This window comes from Corynebacterium sp. AOP12-C2-36 (genome assembly GCF_052379185.1).
GTDB lineage: Bacteria > Actinomycetota > Actinomycetes > Mycobacteriales > Mycobacteriaceae > Corynebacterium.
The window spans coordinates 205,849-222,741 of record NZ_JBQSYJ010000002.1; the positions used below are offsets into that span (position 1 = coordinate 205,849).

The window sequence follows — 16,893 nt, forward strand, 5'->3', positions numbered from 1 at the left end:
GAGGAGGGGGTGAGAAAGGGGAGGGGTGGCGAAGGCGCTAGCGCGCGCGCTTGGCCAGCCGCTCCGTGTCGGAGATCAGCACGGACTTGCCCTCCAGGCGGATCCAGCCACGGTGGGCGAACTCCGCCAGGGCCTTGTTCACCGTCTCGCGCGAGGCGCCGACGAGCTGGGCGATCTCCTCCTGCGTGAGGTCGTGGTGGACGCGCAGCGCGCCGCCCTCCTGCACGCCGAAACGGTTCGCCAGCTGCAGCAGCGCCTTGGCCACGCGCCCGGGAACGTCGGTGAAGATCAGGTCGGCCAGGGTGTTGTTCGTGCGGCGCAGACGTCGGGCCAGCACGCGCAGCAGCTGCTCGGAGATCTCCGGGTGGTCGGAGATCCAGTCGTGCAGCATCTGGGAGTCCATGGTGGCCGCGGTCATCTCGGTGACACAGACGGCCGCGGAGGTACGCGGGCCCGGGTCGAAGATGGACAGCTCGCCGAACATGTCGGACGGTCCCATGATCGTCAGCAGGTTCTCGCGCCCGTCGGGGGCGTGGCGTGCGAGCTTCACCTTGCCGTTGATGATGATGTAGAGGCGGTCGCCCGGTTCACCTTCGTCGAAGATGGTGGTTCCGCGCGGGTAGGTCACCGACTCCAACTGCTCGATGAGTGCGTTGACCGCTGTGGCCTCGACACCCTGGAAAATTCCGGCGCGAGACAGGATCTCAGGTACTTCACCCATTACTCGTCTGACTCCTGGTCTTGGTACTGTTCGTCTGCTGTTCGGTCGAAAGCTGGCGGTGCCGGCGATGCTGTGGCCGTGGTGACGGATCGGTCACACAGGCCCCCGAAAAGGGTCACTCCACACAATACAGCCTGGGGGGCGTGTTCTGTGGAACGCCGGGGGAATCATCGTGGCACGGGCGGTGATGTTTCGTGTCGGGTCCATGTCCGTCGGCGGGGTTAGACTGTCTCCACCATGGTCACAACCTCTGCATCCCGTTCTGATTCCCGCGCCACCCGCCGGACCGGTACGACCGGCACGTCCGGCTCGTCGCTGGCGTTGACGCGCCGGACCCGCTGGGTCAACCGGACGTTGGCGGGGGAGTACCCGGACGCGCACTGCGAGCTCGACTACACCACGCCGTTGGAGCTGCTCGTCGCCACCGTTCTGTCGGCGCAGTGCACGGACAAGCGGGTCAACCAGGTGACCCCGGGGCTCTTCCGGGAGTTTCCGGACGCCGCGGCGTACGCCGGCGCCGACCGTGAGCGCCTGGAGGAGGTCATCCGTCCGACGGGGTTCTTCCGCAACAAGGCGTCCAGTCTCATCGGCCTGGGTGCGGCGTTGTGCTCCGACCACGGCGGCGAGGTGCCCGGTTCGATGGAGGAGCTGGTGGCGCTGCCGGGGGTGGGCCGTAAGACGGCGAACGTGGTGCTGGGCAATGCGTTCGGTGTGCCGGGTTTCCCGGTGGACACGCACGTCGGCCGGGTGCTGCGTCGGCTGGGGCTGACCACGCAGACGGACGCGGTCGCGGTGGAGCGTGAGATCACCGCGAGGGTGGAGAAGAAGGAGTGGACGATGTTCTCCCACCGCCTGATCTTCCACGGTCGGCAGGTGTGCCACTCGAGGCGTCCGGCCTGCGGGCAGTGCGTCCTGGCGGCGAAGTGCCCCTCGCGTGAGGACGGTACGAGGTGACGCGCGGGGAGGACGCAACGCCGTCGGACGCGCGTCTGCGCGGCATCCTGCTGGCGGTCGTGGTCGTCGTCGGCCTGGCGGTCGCCGCGGTGCCGATGGTGATCTCCCTGACCGGAGGGGACGGGGCCCAGAACGCGCAGGATGCGCCGGGCGCAGCGGCGTCGGCCTCGCAGTCGCCGGCGGAGCCGTCCGGTGAGGCGACCGGCGAGCCGGACCCGGACGGGACGTCCTACGACGTGCCGGAGGCCCAGCGTGTCGCCTGCCCGTCGCCGGAGGCCGGGGCGCAGGACGCTGAGGTCGCTGAGGACGCCGAGCTCGCCGACGTCGTCCTGCCGTGTCTGACCGACGGAGGTGGGCAGTCGAGCGCGTCCGTCGCCGAGATGCTGTCGGGCAGGCCCACGCTGGTCAACGTGTGGGCGTGGTGGTGCGGGCCGTGCCGCCAGGAGCTGCCCGTCCTGCAGGAAGTCGCCGAGAAGCACCCGGAGTGGAACATCGTCGGGGTGCACTCCAACGAGCGCGGCCAGGCAGGTGTGGACCTGCTCAACGACCTGGACGTGCGTTTCGCCAGTTTCCAGGACTCCACCGGGCAGGTCGCGGCCGCGGCGTCGTTGCCGGCGGTGGTGCCGTTGTCGGTGGTCTACGGTGCCGACGGTTCCCGCCAGGAGCTGCATCCCGGGGAGTTGACCTCCGTGGAGCAGGTGGAGGACCTCATGGCACGTAGTATGGGGAACTCATGAGCCGACCCACCGAACCCGAGCGTGACAACGCCGGGGAGTACTCACTGCAGGACTGGCTGGAGTCTGCGCGGACCCAGCCTGCACTGCCGGACGACCTCCCGGACTGGGTCCGTCGTCTCGCCGAGGTTACGGCCCCGGGCGCTGACCCGGATGCCGGGGAGAGCGGCATCGGCGCGATCTTCAACGAGCCGGCACGTACCGTCCCCGAACTCGGGCCGGACGGCACCCCGCCGCGCTACTCGGCGGTGCTGGTGCTGCTGGGCGATGGTGACGGCGGGGAGCACTCGGGGGAGACGACCGTCCTGCTGACGCACCGCAACCCGCGCATGCGCACGCACTCCGGGCAGATCGCTTTCCCCGGCGGCCGTCGGGAGGCGCAGGACGCCGACCCGGTCGCCACCGCGGTGCGCGAGGCGGTCGAGGAGACCGCGCTGGACCCGACGTCGGTGGTGCCGGTGAGCGTGATGGCGCCGCTGTACATCGACCGGACGAACCACGCCGTGATCCCGGTCGTCGCCTGGTGGCGCACCCCGGGGCCGGTGCACCCGGCCACGCAGGAGTCCGACTGGGTCCGGGCCTTCCCCGTCGCCCGGTTGGCCGACCCCGCCAACCGCCGCCGTATCGGCTTCCTGAGCTGGCACGGCCCCGCCTTCGACGTCGACGGGTACCTCCTGTGGGGGTTCACCGGCGGGGTGGTGGACGCCCTGCTCACCATCGCCGGCTGGGAGCGGCCCTGGGAGGAACCCTGGGCCGACGGTGAGCCGGCGGCCGTGGCGGACCTCTTCGCGGCGCTGGAGGCCTCCCGCAACGGGGAGAACCTCGCAGCCGAGGCGCTCGGCGACCGGCTCGACGGGGAGTTGGAGAACGACAGGACACACGACAGCACACACGACAGGAAGGAAAGCCGATGAGCGGTTCGGTCATCGTCGACGTCGCCCTGGGCGTCGTCGCCGTCTTCGCCCTGATGTCGGGGTGGCGGCAGGGCGGCTGTTCGGCGGTGCTGTCGCTGGCCGGCGTGCTCGGTGGTGGTGTCCTGGGCCTGCGGATCCTGCCGTGGGTGATGGGGTACGTCGACGGCGACACCCAGCGTTTCCTCGTCGCCCTGGCGGTCGTCGCCGGGTCCGTGGTCATCGGCTACACCATCGGTTCGGTGATCGGCGGGCGTCTGCGTGACCTGATCCGTACCCGCGCCGTGCTGCGGGTCGACTCGGTGGTCGGTGCGCTGGTCCAGGTCGTCACGACCGTCGTGGTCGTGTGGCTGATCGTGGTGCCCGTGGCCGGCAACAACTCCGGGGACCTGGGCAAGGCGGTGCGTGGATCCTCGATCCTGTCCGGGGTGAGCAAACTCGCCCCTTCGTGGCTGGAGGCGTTGCCGCAGCAGACGGCGTCGTTCTTCAGCGACTCCGGTTTCCCGGTCATCACCGACCCCTTCGACGAGGTGCCCTCCGCCGAGGTCGCGGCCCCGGACTCCGCGCTGTCGGACGATCCGGTCGTCGCCGAGGCCCGCCCGTCGCTGGTGCGGGTGCTCGGTGAGGCCGAGCAGTGCAGCCGGATCCTGCAGGGCTCGGGCTTCGCGATCGAACCGGACCTGGTGATGACCAACGCCCACGTGGTGGCAGGCACCGGCCGGGTGGCCCTGGAGACCGTCGACGGCGACGCCGAGGGCGAGGTCGTCTACTACAACCCGTCGCAGGACATCGCCCTGATCCGCACCACCGACGGCACCACGATTCCCACCCTCGACTGGGCGGACCAGCCCGCCGCGCAGAACGACGACGCGATCGTCATGGGCTTCCCCCTCGGCGGGCCGTTCCAGGCCACCCCGGCACGCGTGCGGGAGATGTTCACGGTCTCCGGGCCGGACATCTACGCCGACGCACGGGTCGACCGTGAGGCGTACACACTGCGCGGCACCGTGGTGCAGGGCAACTCCGGCGGACCGCTGGTGGACACCGAGGGCAACGTGCTCGGCCTGGTGTTCGGCGCGGCGGTCGGGGACTCCGACACCGGCTACGCCCTGACGAAGAACGAGGTGCTCTCCCACGTCGGCGACACCGCGTCCTACCGCTCGCCGGTGGACACCCAGGAGTGCGTGGTCAACTGAGTGGCCCGGCGTCGCGGATGATCGCCGCGACGGAGGGGGCGTCCTCGATGTGGGGGAAGTGGCCGACACCGTAGAGCAGCTCGGCGGAGGAGCCGTCGGCACCACGCGTGGCCGAGCGCCGGGCGATACGCGGGGAGTAGGCGGGGTCCATCGACCCGTCCACGCACACCGCGGGAGCCTCCGTGCGGGCCGGGAAGGTCCGGTTGAAGTCGCCGCCCTCCGGGCGCAGCCGGCTACGCAGCGTCCACCGCCGGTATTCGCAGGACAGGTGGGCGACCTTGTCGATCTGCATCGCCTCGCGGCGAAGTTCCTCGTGCTCCCGGCAGGTTGCGGTGTCCCGGAAACCGGGGGCGACCTGCTGACGGAAGGACTGGGCGACCGCCTCCGAGCCGTTGCGGCGCAGGGCGCGTTCCGGCAGGCGGGGCAGCTGGGCGTAGAGCGAGGCGCGCACCCGCGGCCACTGTGAGACCGGGTGCAGCAGGACGGACCGGGCGAGCACCAGGGGGTGCGCGGAGGAGAGGGTGACGATGCCGCGCACGCGGCGCGGCTCGTGGGCGGCCATCGTCCAGGCGATGAGCCCGCCTTCGCCGTGGCCGACGACCAGGGCGTCGGTGTGGCCGAGGGCGCGGATCGTGCCGCACATGTCGGAGGCGGCGGTGGTGAGGTCGTAGCCGCGCGGAGTCTTGTCGGAACGACCGTATCCGCGCAGGTCGACGGCGGCGACGCGCACCGGCGGGGAGGGGTTCCCGGCGTCGGTGGTGCCACAGAGTTCGGGCATCAGTTCACGCCAGTCGAAGTGCCCTCCACCGAAACCGTGGATGAGCAGTACCAGGGGCGCGTCGGGGGGACCCTGCACCAGGACGTGCAGGCGGATGCCGCGGGTGTGGACGTACTTGTGGGCGGCGTCGGCGCTGGTCATGGCGTTGGAAGAGGGGCCGGTCAAAGCCGGACGGTCTAGGTGTACAGCCCGTTGTCGGCGGACTCGTCCTTCTGCCCGCTGGGGACCACGGACTTCAGGTCGTTGACCGAGTCGATCGTGGCCTGGGGTTTCTTGACGCCCTTGACGAACTTCACGCCGAGCAGGGCGAGTAGCGCGACGAGCACGACCATGATGCCGAAGACGATGAGGAAGGCCGACCAGCGCGGCAGCCAGTTGTCCAGCAGCTCGGCGAGGAAGAAGAAGAAGAAGAACGAGCTGTAGGCCAGCACCACACCGGCGGCACCGAACATGGCGACGGCGATGCCGGCCTTCTTCGCGCTGGCGGAGATCTCCGTCTTGGCGAGCTCGACCTCGGAACGGATCAGCGAGGACACCTGGGTGGTGGCGTCCTTGACGAGGTCGGCGATGCTGCCGCCACGGCCGGCGGCCTGGGCGTCCGCGTCGGACAGTGGGATGGAGTTGACCTTGGGGTTGAAGCTGTCCTGGTCAGTGAACAGGCCGTTGCTGTTCTTGTCGCTCACTACGCACTCTCCTGGGTGATGGTCCGGTTCGAAAATCCCGGTTCGGTGATCCTACGGTGATCCTACCGTGTCGGTTCTCCACGCTATTGTGCCAGAGCCGCCCGGATGGTGAGGCAGAAGCCGCACTCTAGTGGGGCGGGGTCACTCGTCCTCGCGTCCGCGCAGCCACACCAGGAGCCCTGCGGCGACGGTGCCGACGAGGGCCACGGCGGCGGACGTGCCGGCGATGGCGCCGGTGTGTTCCGGGAGGGTGAACAGCGGCTCGGTGCGTCCGAAGCGGGCGATCGGCCACTCGCGGGTCGCGGCCTCGCGGCGCAGCGCGCGGTCCGGGTTCACCGCGGTGGGGTGGCCGACGGCCTCGAGCAGTGGGAGGTCGGTGGCGGAGTCGGTGTAGGCGTAGCTGGCGGTGAGGTCGTAGCCCCCGGTGTCGCAGAGCTCGCGGAGCCCCTCGACCTTGGTCGGGCCCTTGCAGAAGAAGGGGACCTCGCCGGTGAACAGGCCGTCGTCGTCGACGGCGAGTTCGGTGGCGATGAGGTGGTCGGCGCCGAGTTCGTCGGCGATGGGCGACACCAGCACGCGGGCGGAGGCGGTGATGATGGCGACCTTGTGGCCGAGTTCGTGGTGGCGGGCGATCAGGTCGCGGGCCTCGGCGTAGATGACCGGGACGATCACGTCCTGCAGGGCACCGTGGGCGACGTCGGCGAGGTCGTCGCTGCTGCGGCCGCGGACCATGGCGACGAGGGTGTCGCGGGTGGTGTTGAGGGAGTTGTCGTCGTGTCCGCTGATCATGTAGTTGCCGAGCATCATCAGCATGCGCAGCATGTCGGAGGTGCTGATCAGTCCGCGGTCGGCCAGCGGCTTGCGGTAGGCCATGGACGCCGAGGTGTCGATGATCGTCTTGTCCAGGTCGAAGACGGCCAGGACGTGCGAGGGGTCGACGCCGGGGTCGGTGGCGATGGCCCTGCTGAGGTCGGCGACGGGCGTGGCCGGGGCGTCGGGTGTCCCGTTGGTGGTGTGGGAGGTGGTGGTGCCGTCCGGCTCGCGTGGTTCTCCCTGCGGCGTAGTCACACCTACACCATACGTTCCAGGAGCCTCATTCGTTACCTTGCGTATCATTCATTCCTTTCCCCGTGAACGTTGTCCACAGGGGGTGGGGACAGTTTCGCGAAACCGCCACGGAAGTTATCCACAGGAACCGGCCGTCTCGCCGGTCCCTCTTCCACTGTGGTGGCCCTGCTGTCACTATCTACCGGCATGAGGGGAACACGAGGTGTCAGGGGAATGGCCGGGAAGTTCACCGGTGGTGCTCGTTCAGCGGCGCGGCAGGGTTCAGGTTCGGGACCAGCTCCGGTCCTGCTGAGGTTGGCGGACCCGGGCCTCGTCGATGAGGTGGCGATGGTCGTCGCGGCGACGGGGCGGCGTCTCGTCGGTGAGGACGAGGCCGCCGGGCTCCCACGGCTCGTCCTCGTCACCGACTCGACGGAGGAACCAGGTGCACTCGGTGGGGAACCGCAGGACGCCTCGGCGTCGGTGCGCACCATCCGGGTGACCGGCATGCCGTTCACGCAGGGCGGCGACGGTGACGGGGCGGCCGGTGACGGGATGTCTGCATTGCAGATCCCGGAGGCCGTCGGGGAACTGGCGGCGACGATCGGGAGCCACGACCTCGTCGACATCGCCGTCGCCGGCATCGTCGGCGGGGCGGGGACCAGCGTCTTCGCCGCCGCACTCGCCGGTGCCCTCGCCGCCGGGGCGACGACGTCCGGTGGGGCGGGCGGGGCCGGCCAGGCGCTTCTGGTGGACGAGGACCCGCTGTCGCGGCCCGGGCAGCTGCGGCTGCTCCTCGGGGCGGAGGACGACTCGGACGACTCGGACGATTCAGGTGCCCCGGTCGGGGCCGGTGCGGCAACGGTGAGATGGGTGCAGGACGTCGGGATCCTCGAGGCCGACAGCGGCGGTGCCGAAGGTTCCGAAGTTTCAAAGGGAGCCGGTGCAAGGGCGGTGGCCCACCCGTCCCGTCCGGTGGTCCGTGACTGCGGACGCCGCGACCTGGTCGCCGTCGGCGGTGACGTGACCGCGCGCGTGCTCGTCGTCCCGCAGTCGGTGCCCGCCGTGCTGGCCGCACGCCGTGCCCTGCAGGACGCCGACGGCGCCCACGTGGTGCTGCGTGAACTACCGCGCTCCGGGTTGACGTGGAACCAGACCCTGAGCCTGCTCGGCAGGGCACCGGCGGTGACCTGGGAGGACGACCCCTTCCTCACGGTCGACGTGGACCGCGGAGACTTCCGCACCACCGGCAGCGGCGCCGGGACCGCCGGGCCTGCGGCCCTGCGTCTGCTCGAGGCACTGCGATGACCGGGCGGCTGACGGGGCGGCTGACGAGGCGGACAAGACTGACCAGGCAGAGCATGGCGGGGAAGAGCGCGGAGACTCCGGGGCAGGACAGCCCGCCGAGCCTCGTCGACCGGGTCCGCGACGGGCTGGTGGACCGTGCGGTGGCCACGCCGACCCAGGCCGACATCGCCGGGGTGGTCGGCGCCCTGGACGACGCCACCGGCGCCGGCGTCGAGCAGGTCCGTACCCTGACCCGCGAGTTCTCCGGGTTGGGTGAGCTCGCCGTGTCGCTGTGCGACCCGCAGGTCACCGACGTGCTGATCAACGGTCCCGGTCCGGTGTGGGTGGACCGCGGACACGGGGTCGAACCCACCCACCTGCACGTCGGCGACGCGCAGACCTGCCGGCGCATCGCCGTGCGCCTCGCGGCGGCCTGCGGTGTGTGGCTGGACGACTCGCGTCCCTTCGCCGACGGCATCCTCACCGACCTGCCACCCGGCGTCGTCGCCGGCGGGGTGCGTGTGCATGCGGTGCTCGACCCGCCGGCCGCCTCAGGGGCGTGCGTGAGCCTGCGGGCACTGTCGCGCGGGCACGGGGACCTGGCGGCGTTGCAGCGCACCGGGATGTTCCCGGACGAGGTCGCCGCACGGTTGCGAGAGCTCATCGCCGCCCGACGGTCCTTCCTGGTCAGTGGTGGCACCGGGGCAGGCAAGACCACCCTGCTGGCGGCGTTGCTGCACGAGGTGCCGGCAGGCGAACGCCTCCTGCTCGTGGAGGACACCCCGGAACTGGTGCCGGAGCATCCGCACGTCGTGGGACTGCGCACCCGCGACGCCGGCGCGGACGGTGCCGGCGGGGTGGACATGCGCATGCTCGTGCGCCAGAGCCTGCGCATGCGCCCGGACCGCATCGTCGTCGGCGAGATCAGGGGAGCCGAGATCGCGGAGCTGCTGTTGGCGTTCAACACCGGCCACGGGGGCAGCGCGGGCACGGTGCACGCCAACAGTCTGGCGGCGGTACCGGGCCGGCTCACCGCACTGGGAGCGCTCGCGGGGATGCCCGCGGAGACCGTCGCCCGGCAGGTCGGTGACGGGGTGGACACGGTCGTGCACCTGTCCCGCGTCGCGGGACGGCGCCAGGTCAGTCAGATCGGACGCCTCAGCGGCGACGACGGACGGCTCCGGGTCGACACCTGCTGGAACCGCCCATGGTGACGGCGCTGGCACTGGCCGGCACCGGCGCGGCAGTGACGTTCACCGGCAAGAGGGTGGTGACGGCGGCGGTGGCCCTGTCGCGTGACCGGACCAGGATCAGGGAGTACCGCGACTTCGCCGACGCCTTCGCCGTGGAACTACTCGTCGGCGCCCGGTCGGTGGACGCCGCCGAACAGGCCCTCACCACCGGACACGGGATCACCGCGGTCGTCGGACGCGAGGTCCACCGCATCCGCCTCGGGGCCGAGATCGGTATCGGCCCCAGTGCCGACACCGGTACTGACACTGGTACTGACACCGGTACTGACACCGGTACTGACACCGGTACTGACACCGGTACCAACGGCGGCCCAGCCGAACTGCAGATCCTGCTACGGATGTGGGCGGTGGCCGAGCGACACGGGCTGGCCCTGGGGTCGTTGATGCAACGGTGCGTCGAGGACCTCGACGCCCGGCTCACCCACCTCGGGCACACCTCCAGCGCCCTGGCCGGGGCGCGGATGACCGAGGTCATCCTGCTCCTGCTCCCGCTCGGGGCACTCGGGATCGGGCAGTCGATGGGGCTGGCTCCGGTGGCGTTCCTGGTGGGCGACGTACTCGGTGTCCTGGTGCTGCTGGCGGGCACCCTCCTGGCCAGCGCCGGGGTGCTGTGGGTGGAGTCGTTGACGGTCACGGTGCTCGGCGGTGTCGGCGGGCGCGCCGGGCCCGGTGCCAGGGCAGGGGCCTCAGGGGGCTTGCGCATCCCAGGGGTCTCAGCGGCACCGGGTGTCGGCGCGCTCGTCGCCGCGCGGGTGCTCGACGTCTTCGCCGCGGCGATCCTCGCCGGACTGCCCGTGGCAGGGGCGTGGACGGCGGCGGTGCGGGCAGGCGTCCCGGGACAACTCGAGCTCACCGACCCCGTCGTGGGGGATCTGCTCCGGGTGTCCGCCCTGCTTGAGCTGGGCGCGGGGGCGACCGCGTGGCACCACCTGGCGGTTCGGCCCGGTGGCCCGTCGGGCGGCGTCCCAGGTGCGCAACGGTGGGCGGATGGCCGGTGAGGTGACCGCTCAGGCCGACCGACTGCGTCGACGGGCCGAGGACGCGGCCAGGGCAGGGTCCGAGCGGGTGCTCGTGGCCGTCGCCGCGCCGCTGACGTTGTGTTTCCTCCCCGCGTTCGTCCTGGTGGGTCTCATCCCGCTGGTCGTCGGCTTCGCCGGGGTGTGAGGAGGGGACACGGTCCACGTCACGAGGGCGAGGAAAAGTAATCACATGCAGGAACCACAGGAAGGACAGGAACATGACCACCAGGGGGAATACCATGGAATCCAACGGGGAGGACGATCAGTTCATCGGCCGGGAGGCGGACACCGGAGAGAACGCGGACACCGGGGACAGCGGACAGGAGGCGGGGAACGAGGAGGTGATGCGCTGGTTCGGCGGTGACGACCAGGGGATGAGCACGATCGAATACGCCCTGGGATGCGTCGCCGCCGCGGCGCTGGGGGCGCTGCTCTACCTCGTTGTCACCTCCGATGCGGTGGAGGGTGCGTTGACCGCGATCTTCCAGCGCGCACTCGACACCCAGTAGCGGACACGGGGTGTGGACGTGACGGATGGAGGCGACAGTCACGACGACGGCTACGTGACGGTGGAGGCGGCGATCGTCTTCACCGCCCTGACCGCCGTGGTCGGACTGGTCGTCGCCGGCGTCCTGACCCTGGCGACGTATCTCGGGGCGGTGGGGATGGCCCGCGACGCGGCCCGGGCGGCGGCACTCGGCGACGAGGCCGCGGCCCGGGCCGTCGTGACGCAGGGAGAACCGGACGCGAGGCTGGTCGTCGACCCCGGCGGTGCGGCCGGTGCGTCCGGCACCTCAGGGGACGGCGCCCGGCTGATCACCGTGACGGTGACCGTCCCCGGCCGGTTGTTCGACATCTCGGCGTCGGCGGTGATCGTCGGTGAACCGCAGGGCAGGTGACGACGAGGGCTCGGCGACGGTGGTCGGTGCCGCCCTGATCCTCGGGGTCGTGGCCCTGTCCCTGCTGATCGTGCACGGGGTGACGGGCCTGGTCCAAGGTCACCGGGCGTCGGCGGCGGCGGATCTGACCGCACTGTCGGCGGCGACGGTGCTGCAGCGCGCCGGGATCGACGAGGCGTGCTCCGTCGCCCGGACGGTGGCGCGGGGTAACGGTGCCGAGGTGCGTGCGTGCACGGTCGTCGATGGGGCGGCGACGCCCTACGGCACCGCCGGCCTGCAGGGGGTGAGGGTGGAGGTCGCGGTGTCACGGTCGGTGGCGCAGGCGTCGGGGGGACCGGTGGGGTGAGTCGGGTTTTACCTGGTTAGACCCCGTGCGAAGTACCCTGTAGTCGCCAGCTGTTGGCCCTGTCCGGCTGCCTCCGTGCGGTGTGCAGTGGACACTCGCATAGGGAAAGGAGCATGCCGTCCGCGTTGACGGCATGCGTGTGAAACATGAGTAATCCCACCGGTCCGGGACCCGATGAAGAGCCCCGAAACGGGCCCCAGAACGAGCCCCAGGGTGAGTACCAGAACGAGTTCGGTTACGGCGGCCCGTCCGGGGCGCAGCCGGGGGCCTGGCAGCCCACGGGTCCGCAGGACCTGAGGTTCGCCCCTGCCTCGTATTCGCAGTACTCGCAGTACCCTCCGTACCCGCCCGCCCCGGAGCTGGAGTCCAACCCTCTCGGACTGGTCGGATTCATCCTCGCGGTGGTCGGCACCGTTCTGGCCTGCATCCCCGGGATCATGGTCGTGGGGTGGGTGCTGCTGCCGATCGCGTTCATCGTGTCGATCGTGGCGGTGTGCCTGCGGGAAAGGAAGCAGGGCTTCGGGATCACCGGTCTGGTGGTCTCCGTGGTCGGTGCGCTCCTGGCCGTCGTCATGTTCGTCGTCGTGATCAGCACCGTGTTCAGCGACGTCATGGACGAGATCTCCGACGCGCAAGACTCCTCCGAGGGTGCGCTGCCGCACAGTGGCACGCCGACCCCCGACGCCGAGCGTGGCACGCGCACCGACCCGCTCCCGTGGGGGACCACCGTCTCGGACGGGGAGTGGGAGGTCACGATCAACAGCGTGGACCTCGACGCCAACGCGGTGGTCAGGGCGGAGAACGAGTACAGCGACCCTGCGCCGAAGGGATCGACGTACATCCTGGTCAACGCCACGATCACCTACGTCGGTGACGATGAGGACGGGGATATGCCGTGGACGACGATCGAGTACGTCACGGTCGACGGGGAGACCGTCACCCCCTACGACGGTGAGCACTACGCGGTGACCCCGGACGAGCTGGACACGATCACCGACCTCTACCCGGGTGGGTCCACCACCGGCAACGTGCTGCTCACCGTCCCGGCCGATACCGCCGGCGAGGGTGTGCTCACCGTCGAACCCGGTCTGATGGACCACCGTGCCTTCGTCGAGGTCAACGGTGGGGGCAGGGCGGCGGGGGAGACCCGGATGAGCTGATCAGGTTCAGCTGAACAGGGAGGCCAGGTAGGGGCTGGAGTCCGCCATCGAGGCGACCTTCGCCCCACTGTGGTCCTCGGGGTACCAGTGCACGTCGACCTGCTCGTTGGAGCCGGCGAACTGGTTCAACCACAGCTGCGAGTTCAGCGCCACACCGATCGGGCTGGGCACGTCGATGTCCAGCAGGCCGTGGCCCACGAACACGGGTTTGTCGTAGCCGTCGGTGGGGGTGGCCATGTAGCCGCGCAGTGCGTCCTGCATCCCCGGCACCGAGCGCAACGCAGTGGAGAAGGAGTCCGACAGGTCCACCCCGTCCATGGCCTGCGACATCTCCGGGTAGCAGGCGGTCTCTGCCAGGTCGGCGATGCGCCGCCCCTCGTCGGAGAGGGCGGAGTCGAGGTCGACCTCCGGGTGCGCCTCGCGGAAGCCGGCGAGGATGTAGGCGGCGTACACGTTCAGCCCGGTGGGCAGCACCACCGGCGGGAAGGACGGCGACGCGGCGAGCACCAGTTCCTCGATGTAGGCGGGTGCGCCGGTGGCGACCGCGCCCCGGTAGTCCAGCTCGGGGTCGATCTCGGCGCTGCGCCGGGTGGCGGCGTGGGCGACGTGCAGTGCGGCGCCGCCACCCTGGGACTGACCGATCACCGCCCACGACGGAGACAGCAGCGAACCCGCGTCCGACGCGCCGGGTGCTGAAGCGTCCACGGAATCCAGGGTGCGTGCGGCGGCGACGGAGTCGATCACGTTGAGCGCGCTGACCGACCCGTTGAGGTAGGACATCAGCCCCGGCGTGCCCATGCCCACGTAGTCCGAGGCGACCACGGCGTAACCCTGCTCCAGCCAGTGGTTGAGGTAGCCGGCGTCGCGGTCGGAGCGTGGCTGCGCCGAGGGGGTGCACGTGTCGCCGAGTCCGACGGTGCCGTGCGCCCAGGCGAGCACGGGCCAGCCGCCGTCGGGTGCGTCGCCGGGCGGCAGGAACAGCGCGGCGGTGGACGCGGCGGGCTGGCCGTGCTGGTCGACGGTGGAGTAGACGAAGCGTTGCTGGGTACCGGCCGAGGACAGACCGAGTGCGGGGTCGAGCGGCACCTCGTCGACGGCGACGCCCGCCTCGTCGGGCAGCGGCACGCCGTCCGTGACGTCCAGCCCCGACCAACCGGGCGCGGCGGTGCCGGCAGGGTCAGCAGTACCGGCGGGCTCGGCGCCCGCGCTCGGGACGCACAACGCCGCGGTGAGCACGGTGCACAGCACACCGGCGGTGATGGTCGACAGGGAGGAACGGCGCACGGGGAACGTCCTTGTGGGAAGCGGTGGGAAGCGGTGGGAAGCGGTGGGAAGCGGTGGGAAGCAGCAGGGCAACGTCAGGAGAAGGCTTTCCGCCCTGATACTAGTTCGCCGGGCCAGCCGATCCTGCTGATTCAGCCGATTCAGCAGACCCTGCGGCATCCGCCAGAGCGCGCAGCAGCACCGCCGCCCCGTGCTTGAACAACGGGTCGTTGCCGTTGCCGCACTTCGGCGACTGCACGCACGAGGGGCAACCGGACTCGCAGGCGCAGGACTCCACGGTGTCCGCGGTCATCGCCATCCAGCGGGCGAAGCGTTCGAACCCGGCCTCGGCGAAGCCCGCCCCGCCCTCGTAGCCGTCGTAGACGTAGACGGTGGGGAAGCCGGTGTCCACGTGCAGCACCGTGGACACCCCGCCGATGTCCCACCGGTCGCAGGTTGCCAGCAGCGGCAGCAGCCCGATCGCCGCATGCTCGGCGGCGTGCAACGCGCCTGGCCACAAGGGTTCCTCGATGCCCAGGTCGAACAGCACGCCGGGGTCCACGGTGTAGGCCACCGCGCGGGTGTGCAGCCGTTGGGGCGGGTAGTCCAGCGGGACGGTGGTGAGCACCTCGCCGTCGAGGGTGCGGCGCTGGTAGCCGGTGACCTGGTGGGACACCTCCACGTCCACGTCCGCGGTCCACACCCCGGAGGGTGCGGAGTCGGTGCCGCCGATCTCGCGGGTGCGTCGCACGCGTTCCACGCGGATGTCCACGGTCTCCTCCGCCCGCGTGGTCCACTCCGGGGTCTCGGGGTGGACCAGGCAGACCGAGTCGGCCAGGGACAGGCCGTCGACGAGGTAGGTCTCGCCCTGGTGGACGTAGACGGCGCCGTCGTGCACCTCGCTGACCGCGCGGGCGGCGTCGACGGTTCCGAGCACCCGTCCGGAGGCCTGGTCGACGATGACCACCTCCTCGCCCGCCCCGCCACGGATGCTCACCCGCCCGTGGACCTCCCCGGAGATCTCGAGGTCGCAGAACACCCCGCGCGGACGCCGACGCAACGAGCCCTCGGCGACCAGCGCGTCGACGACGCGTCCTGCGCTCTCACCGAAATCGCCGATATCCGCATTGCTCAGCGGCGCCTCGGCGGCGGCGCACAGCAGGTGGCCGGCCAGGATGTAGGGGTTCGACGGGTCGAAGACGCTGGCCTCCACCGGCTTGTCCAGCAGCGCCTCCGGGTGGTGCACCAGGTAGGTGTCCAGCGGGTTGTCGCCGGCGACCATGACGACCAGGCAGCCCTGCCCGCGGCGTCCGGCGCGTCCGGCCTGCTGCCGGAAGCTGGCCACGGTGCCGGGGAACCCGCAGGACACCACGGCGTCCAGCCCGCCGACGTCGATGCCGAGTTCCAGGGCGCTGGTCGCGGCGAGGCCGAGCAACTCGCCGTCGTCGAGTCGTCGTTCCAGCTCGCGGCGGGCCTCCGGGGTGTAGCCGGCGCGGTAGGACGCGATGCGCGCGGCGTCGCCCGGGCGTCCTGCCGCGGAGAGGTCCTCGGCGCAGGCCAGGGCGGTGATCTCGGCGCCGCGCCGCGAGCGCACGAAAGTGAGCGTGCGCGCGCCCTCGGCGATGAGCCGGGCCATGATCCCGGCGGACTCCGTGGTCGCCGCGCGACGCACCGGTGCCCCGTGCTCGCCGACGACGTCCTCGCGGAACCCCGGCTCCCACAGTGCGACGGTGCGCTCGCCCTGCGGCGAGCCGTCCTCGGTCACCGCGACGGTGGGACGCCCCGTCAACCGTGCGGCGTGACGCTCCGGCTCCGCCGTCGTCGCACTGGCCAGCACGATCGTGGGTTCGGCACCCGCCCGGGCGGCCAGGCGCAGCAACCGGCGCAGCACGAGGGAGACGTGCGCGCCGAAGACGCCGCGGTAGACGTGGCACTCGTCGACGACGATGAAACGCAGGGTGCGCAGCAGCCGTGACCAGCGCTGCGACTGGCCCAGCATCGAGGCGTGCACCATGTCCGGGTTGGAGACCAGGATGCGCGCGTCGTCGCGGACGGTGCGCCGTGCCTCGGTGGGGGTGTCGCCGTCGTAGGACGCCACCATCACCCCGCGCAACTCCGGGACCTGCGAACACAGCCGCGCCAGGCCGGCGCGCTGGTCCTGCGCCAGCGCCTTGGTCGGCGACAGGTACAGGCAGGACGCCGTGGGCTCGGCGGCGAGCCGGGAGAGCACCGGCAGCTGGTAGCCCAGGGACTTGCCGGACGCCGTGCCCGTGGCCACGACCGCGTCGCGGCCCTCCCACGCGTGCTGCGCGGTGGCGACCTGGTGCGACCAGGGGGCGGTGATGCCGTTGTCGACGAGGTGGTCGCGCAACGCCGGCAGCACCCAGTCCGGCCAGTCGACCGGCTCCGAGGGGCGCGCGGGCTCGGCGCGCACGTGGGTGAGCGGGTCCTGGCGGCCGTTGCCCGACCCCGTACCCGACCCCGTACCGGACCCCGTACCGGAGGCCTCCCGCAGCGTCGCGAGGAGTTCGGAACCGTAGGATCCGGGGAATTCGCTCATGGTGAACAGTCTAGGGGGACGGGCGACGGCTCCACCTTCGACGGTTCGTCGCGCCGATACGTGCAGGTCAGCGGTGTTCGCT

General features: G+C 71.1%; 18 protein-coding genes. 12 read left to right on the forward strand and 6 right to left on the reverse strand.

Annotation, left to right across the window (positions count from 1 at the left end; genetic code table 11):
* Positions 1-37: 37 nt before the first annotated feature.
* On the reverse strand, positions 38-721 hold the full coding sequence (gene glxR, locus ACT3UN_RS02350; RefSeq protein ID WP_441579686.1) for a CRP-like cAMP-activated global transcriptional regulator GlxR: 684 nt from the start codon (positions 719-721) through the stop codon (positions 38-40).
* A gap of 237 nt (positions 722-958) precedes the next feature.
* Here glxR and nth point away from each other — a divergent pair, with 237 nt between their 5' ends.
* From nth to ACT3UN_RS02370, 4 genes are read left to right on the forward strand one after another with little or no spacing between them, the layout of a single operon-like run.
* Positions 959-1,675, forward strand: a complete 717-nt coding sequence (gene nth, locus ACT3UN_RS02355) for an endonuclease III (protein ID WP_444656134.1) — start codon at positions 959-961, stop codon at positions 1,673-1,675.
* Positions 1,672-2,412 carry a TlpA family protein disulfide reductase gene (locus tag ACT3UN_RS02360; RefSeq protein ID WP_441582522.1) on the forward strand — a complete coding sequence of 247 codons (741 nt, stop codon included), beginning with the start codon at positions 1,672-1,674 and terminating at the stop codon, positions 2,410-2,412. The genes nth and ACT3UN_RS02360 overlap by 4 nt, the downstream gene beginning before the upstream one ends.
* Complete coding sequence (locus ACT3UN_RS02365) at positions 2,409-3,323, forward strand: NUDIX hydrolase (protein ID WP_444626888.1); 915 nt, start codon at positions 2,409-2,411, stop codon at positions 3,321-3,323. The genes ACT3UN_RS02360 and ACT3UN_RS02365 overlap by 4 nt, the downstream gene beginning before the upstream one ends.
* Complete coding sequence (locus ACT3UN_RS02370; RefSeq protein WP_444656136.1) at positions 3,320-4,516, forward strand: MarP family serine protease; 1,197 nt, start codon at positions 3,320-3,322, stop codon at positions 4,514-4,516. Before ACT3UN_RS02365 ends, ACT3UN_RS02370 begins: the two co-directional genes overlap by 4 nt.
* Here ACT3UN_RS02370 and ACT3UN_RS02375 read toward each other — a convergent pair.
* The 3 genes from ACT3UN_RS02375 to ACT3UN_RS02385 form a co-directional block, all read right to left on the reverse strand.
* On the reverse strand, positions 4,509-5,435 hold the full coding sequence (locus ACT3UN_RS02375; RefSeq protein WP_444656251.1) for an alpha/beta fold hydrolase: 927 nt from the start codon (positions 5,433-5,435) through the stop codon (positions 4,509-4,511). The two genes, ACT3UN_RS02370 and ACT3UN_RS02375, sit on opposite strands and share 8 nt — an antisense overlap.
* A 35-nt stretch (positions 5,436-5,470) precedes the next feature.
* Positions 5,471-5,977: a phage holin family protein gene (locus ACT3UN_RS02380; RefSeq protein ID WP_444656138.1), complete on the reverse strand. Its 507-nt coding sequence runs from the start codon at positions 5,975-5,977 to the stop codon at positions 5,471-5,473.
* A gap of 141 nt (positions 5,978-6,118) precedes the next feature.
* A complete protein-coding gene (locus ACT3UN_RS02385) occupies positions 6,119-7,045 on the reverse strand; it encodes an HAD family hydrolase (protein ID WP_444656140.1) in 927 nt (308 codons plus the stop codon).
* A 213-nt stretch (positions 7,046-7,258) separates the two neighbouring features.
* On the opposite strand from ACT3UN_RS02385, the gene ACT3UN_RS02390 reads away from it, so the two are divergent.
* The 8 genes from ACT3UN_RS02390 (at position 7,259) to ACT3UN_RS02425 (ending at position 12,988) form a co-directional block, all read left to right on the forward strand.
* On the forward strand, positions 7,259-8,332 hold the full coding sequence (locus tag ACT3UN_RS02390) for a hypothetical protein (protein WP_444656142.1): 1,074 nt from the start codon (positions 7,259-7,261) through the stop codon (positions 8,330-8,332).
* 53 nt (positions 8,333-8,385) lie between these two features.
* Positions 8,386-9,525, forward strand: a complete 1,140-nt coding sequence (locus ACT3UN_RS02395) for a TadA family conjugal transfer-associated ATPase (RefSeq protein WP_444656144.1) — start codon at positions 8,386-8,388, stop codon at positions 9,523-9,525.
* Positions 9,519-10,562 (forward strand): hypothetical protein, encoded by a 1,044-nt coding sequence (locus ACT3UN_RS02400; protein ID WP_444656146.1) that lies wholly within the window; start codon positions 9,519-9,521, stop codon positions 10,560-10,562. The genes ACT3UN_RS02395 and ACT3UN_RS02400 overlap by 7 nt, the downstream gene beginning before the upstream one ends.
* The gene (locus ACT3UN_RS02405; RefSeq protein WP_444656148.1) at positions 10,552-10,728 is read left to right on the forward strand and encodes a hypothetical protein; all 177 of its coding nucleotides are present in this window, start codon (positions 10,552-10,554) and stop codon (positions 10,726-10,728) included. The genes ACT3UN_RS02400 and ACT3UN_RS02405 overlap by 11 nt, the downstream gene beginning before the upstream one ends.
* 94 nt (positions 10,729-10,822) lie before the next feature.
* A complete protein-coding gene (locus ACT3UN_RS02410; protein WP_444656150.1) occupies positions 10,823-11,092 on the forward strand; it encodes a DUF4244 domain-containing protein in 270 nt (89 codons plus the stop codon).
* Between the two features lie 18 nt (positions 11,093-11,110).
* A complete protein-coding gene (locus tag ACT3UN_RS02415) occupies positions 11,111-11,482 on the forward strand; it encodes a hypothetical protein (protein WP_444656152.1) in 372 nt (123 codons plus the stop codon).
* Positions 11,463-11,828 (forward strand): Rv3654c family TadE-like protein, encoded by a 366-nt coding sequence (locus ACT3UN_RS02420; protein WP_444656154.1) that lies wholly within the window; start codon positions 11,463-11,465, stop codon positions 11,826-11,828. The genes ACT3UN_RS02415 and ACT3UN_RS02420 overlap by 20 nt, the downstream gene beginning before the upstream one ends.
* Before the next feature lie 146 nt (positions 11,829-11,974).
* Complete coding sequence (locus tag ACT3UN_RS02425; protein ID WP_444656156.1) at positions 11,975-12,988, forward strand: hypothetical protein; 1,014 nt, start codon at positions 11,975-11,977, stop codon at positions 12,986-12,988.
* Positions 12,989-12,994: 6 nt separating this feature from the next.
* Here the strand turns inward: ACT3UN_RS02425 and ACT3UN_RS02430 are convergent, their stop codons facing one another.
* Positions 12,995-14,272 (reverse strand): lipase family protein, encoded by a 1,278-nt coding sequence (locus ACT3UN_RS02430; protein ID WP_444656158.1) that lies wholly within the window; start codon positions 14,270-14,272, stop codon positions 12,995-12,997.
* A 100-nt stretch (positions 14,273-14,372) separates the two neighbouring features.
* Positions 14,373-16,811, reverse strand: coding sequence for a DEAD/DEAH box helicase (locus ACT3UN_RS02435; RefSeq protein WP_444656160.1), 2,439 nt, complete (start codon positions 16,809-16,811; stop codon positions 14,373-14,375).
* Between the last annotated feature and the right edge of the window lie 82 nt (positions 16,812-16,893).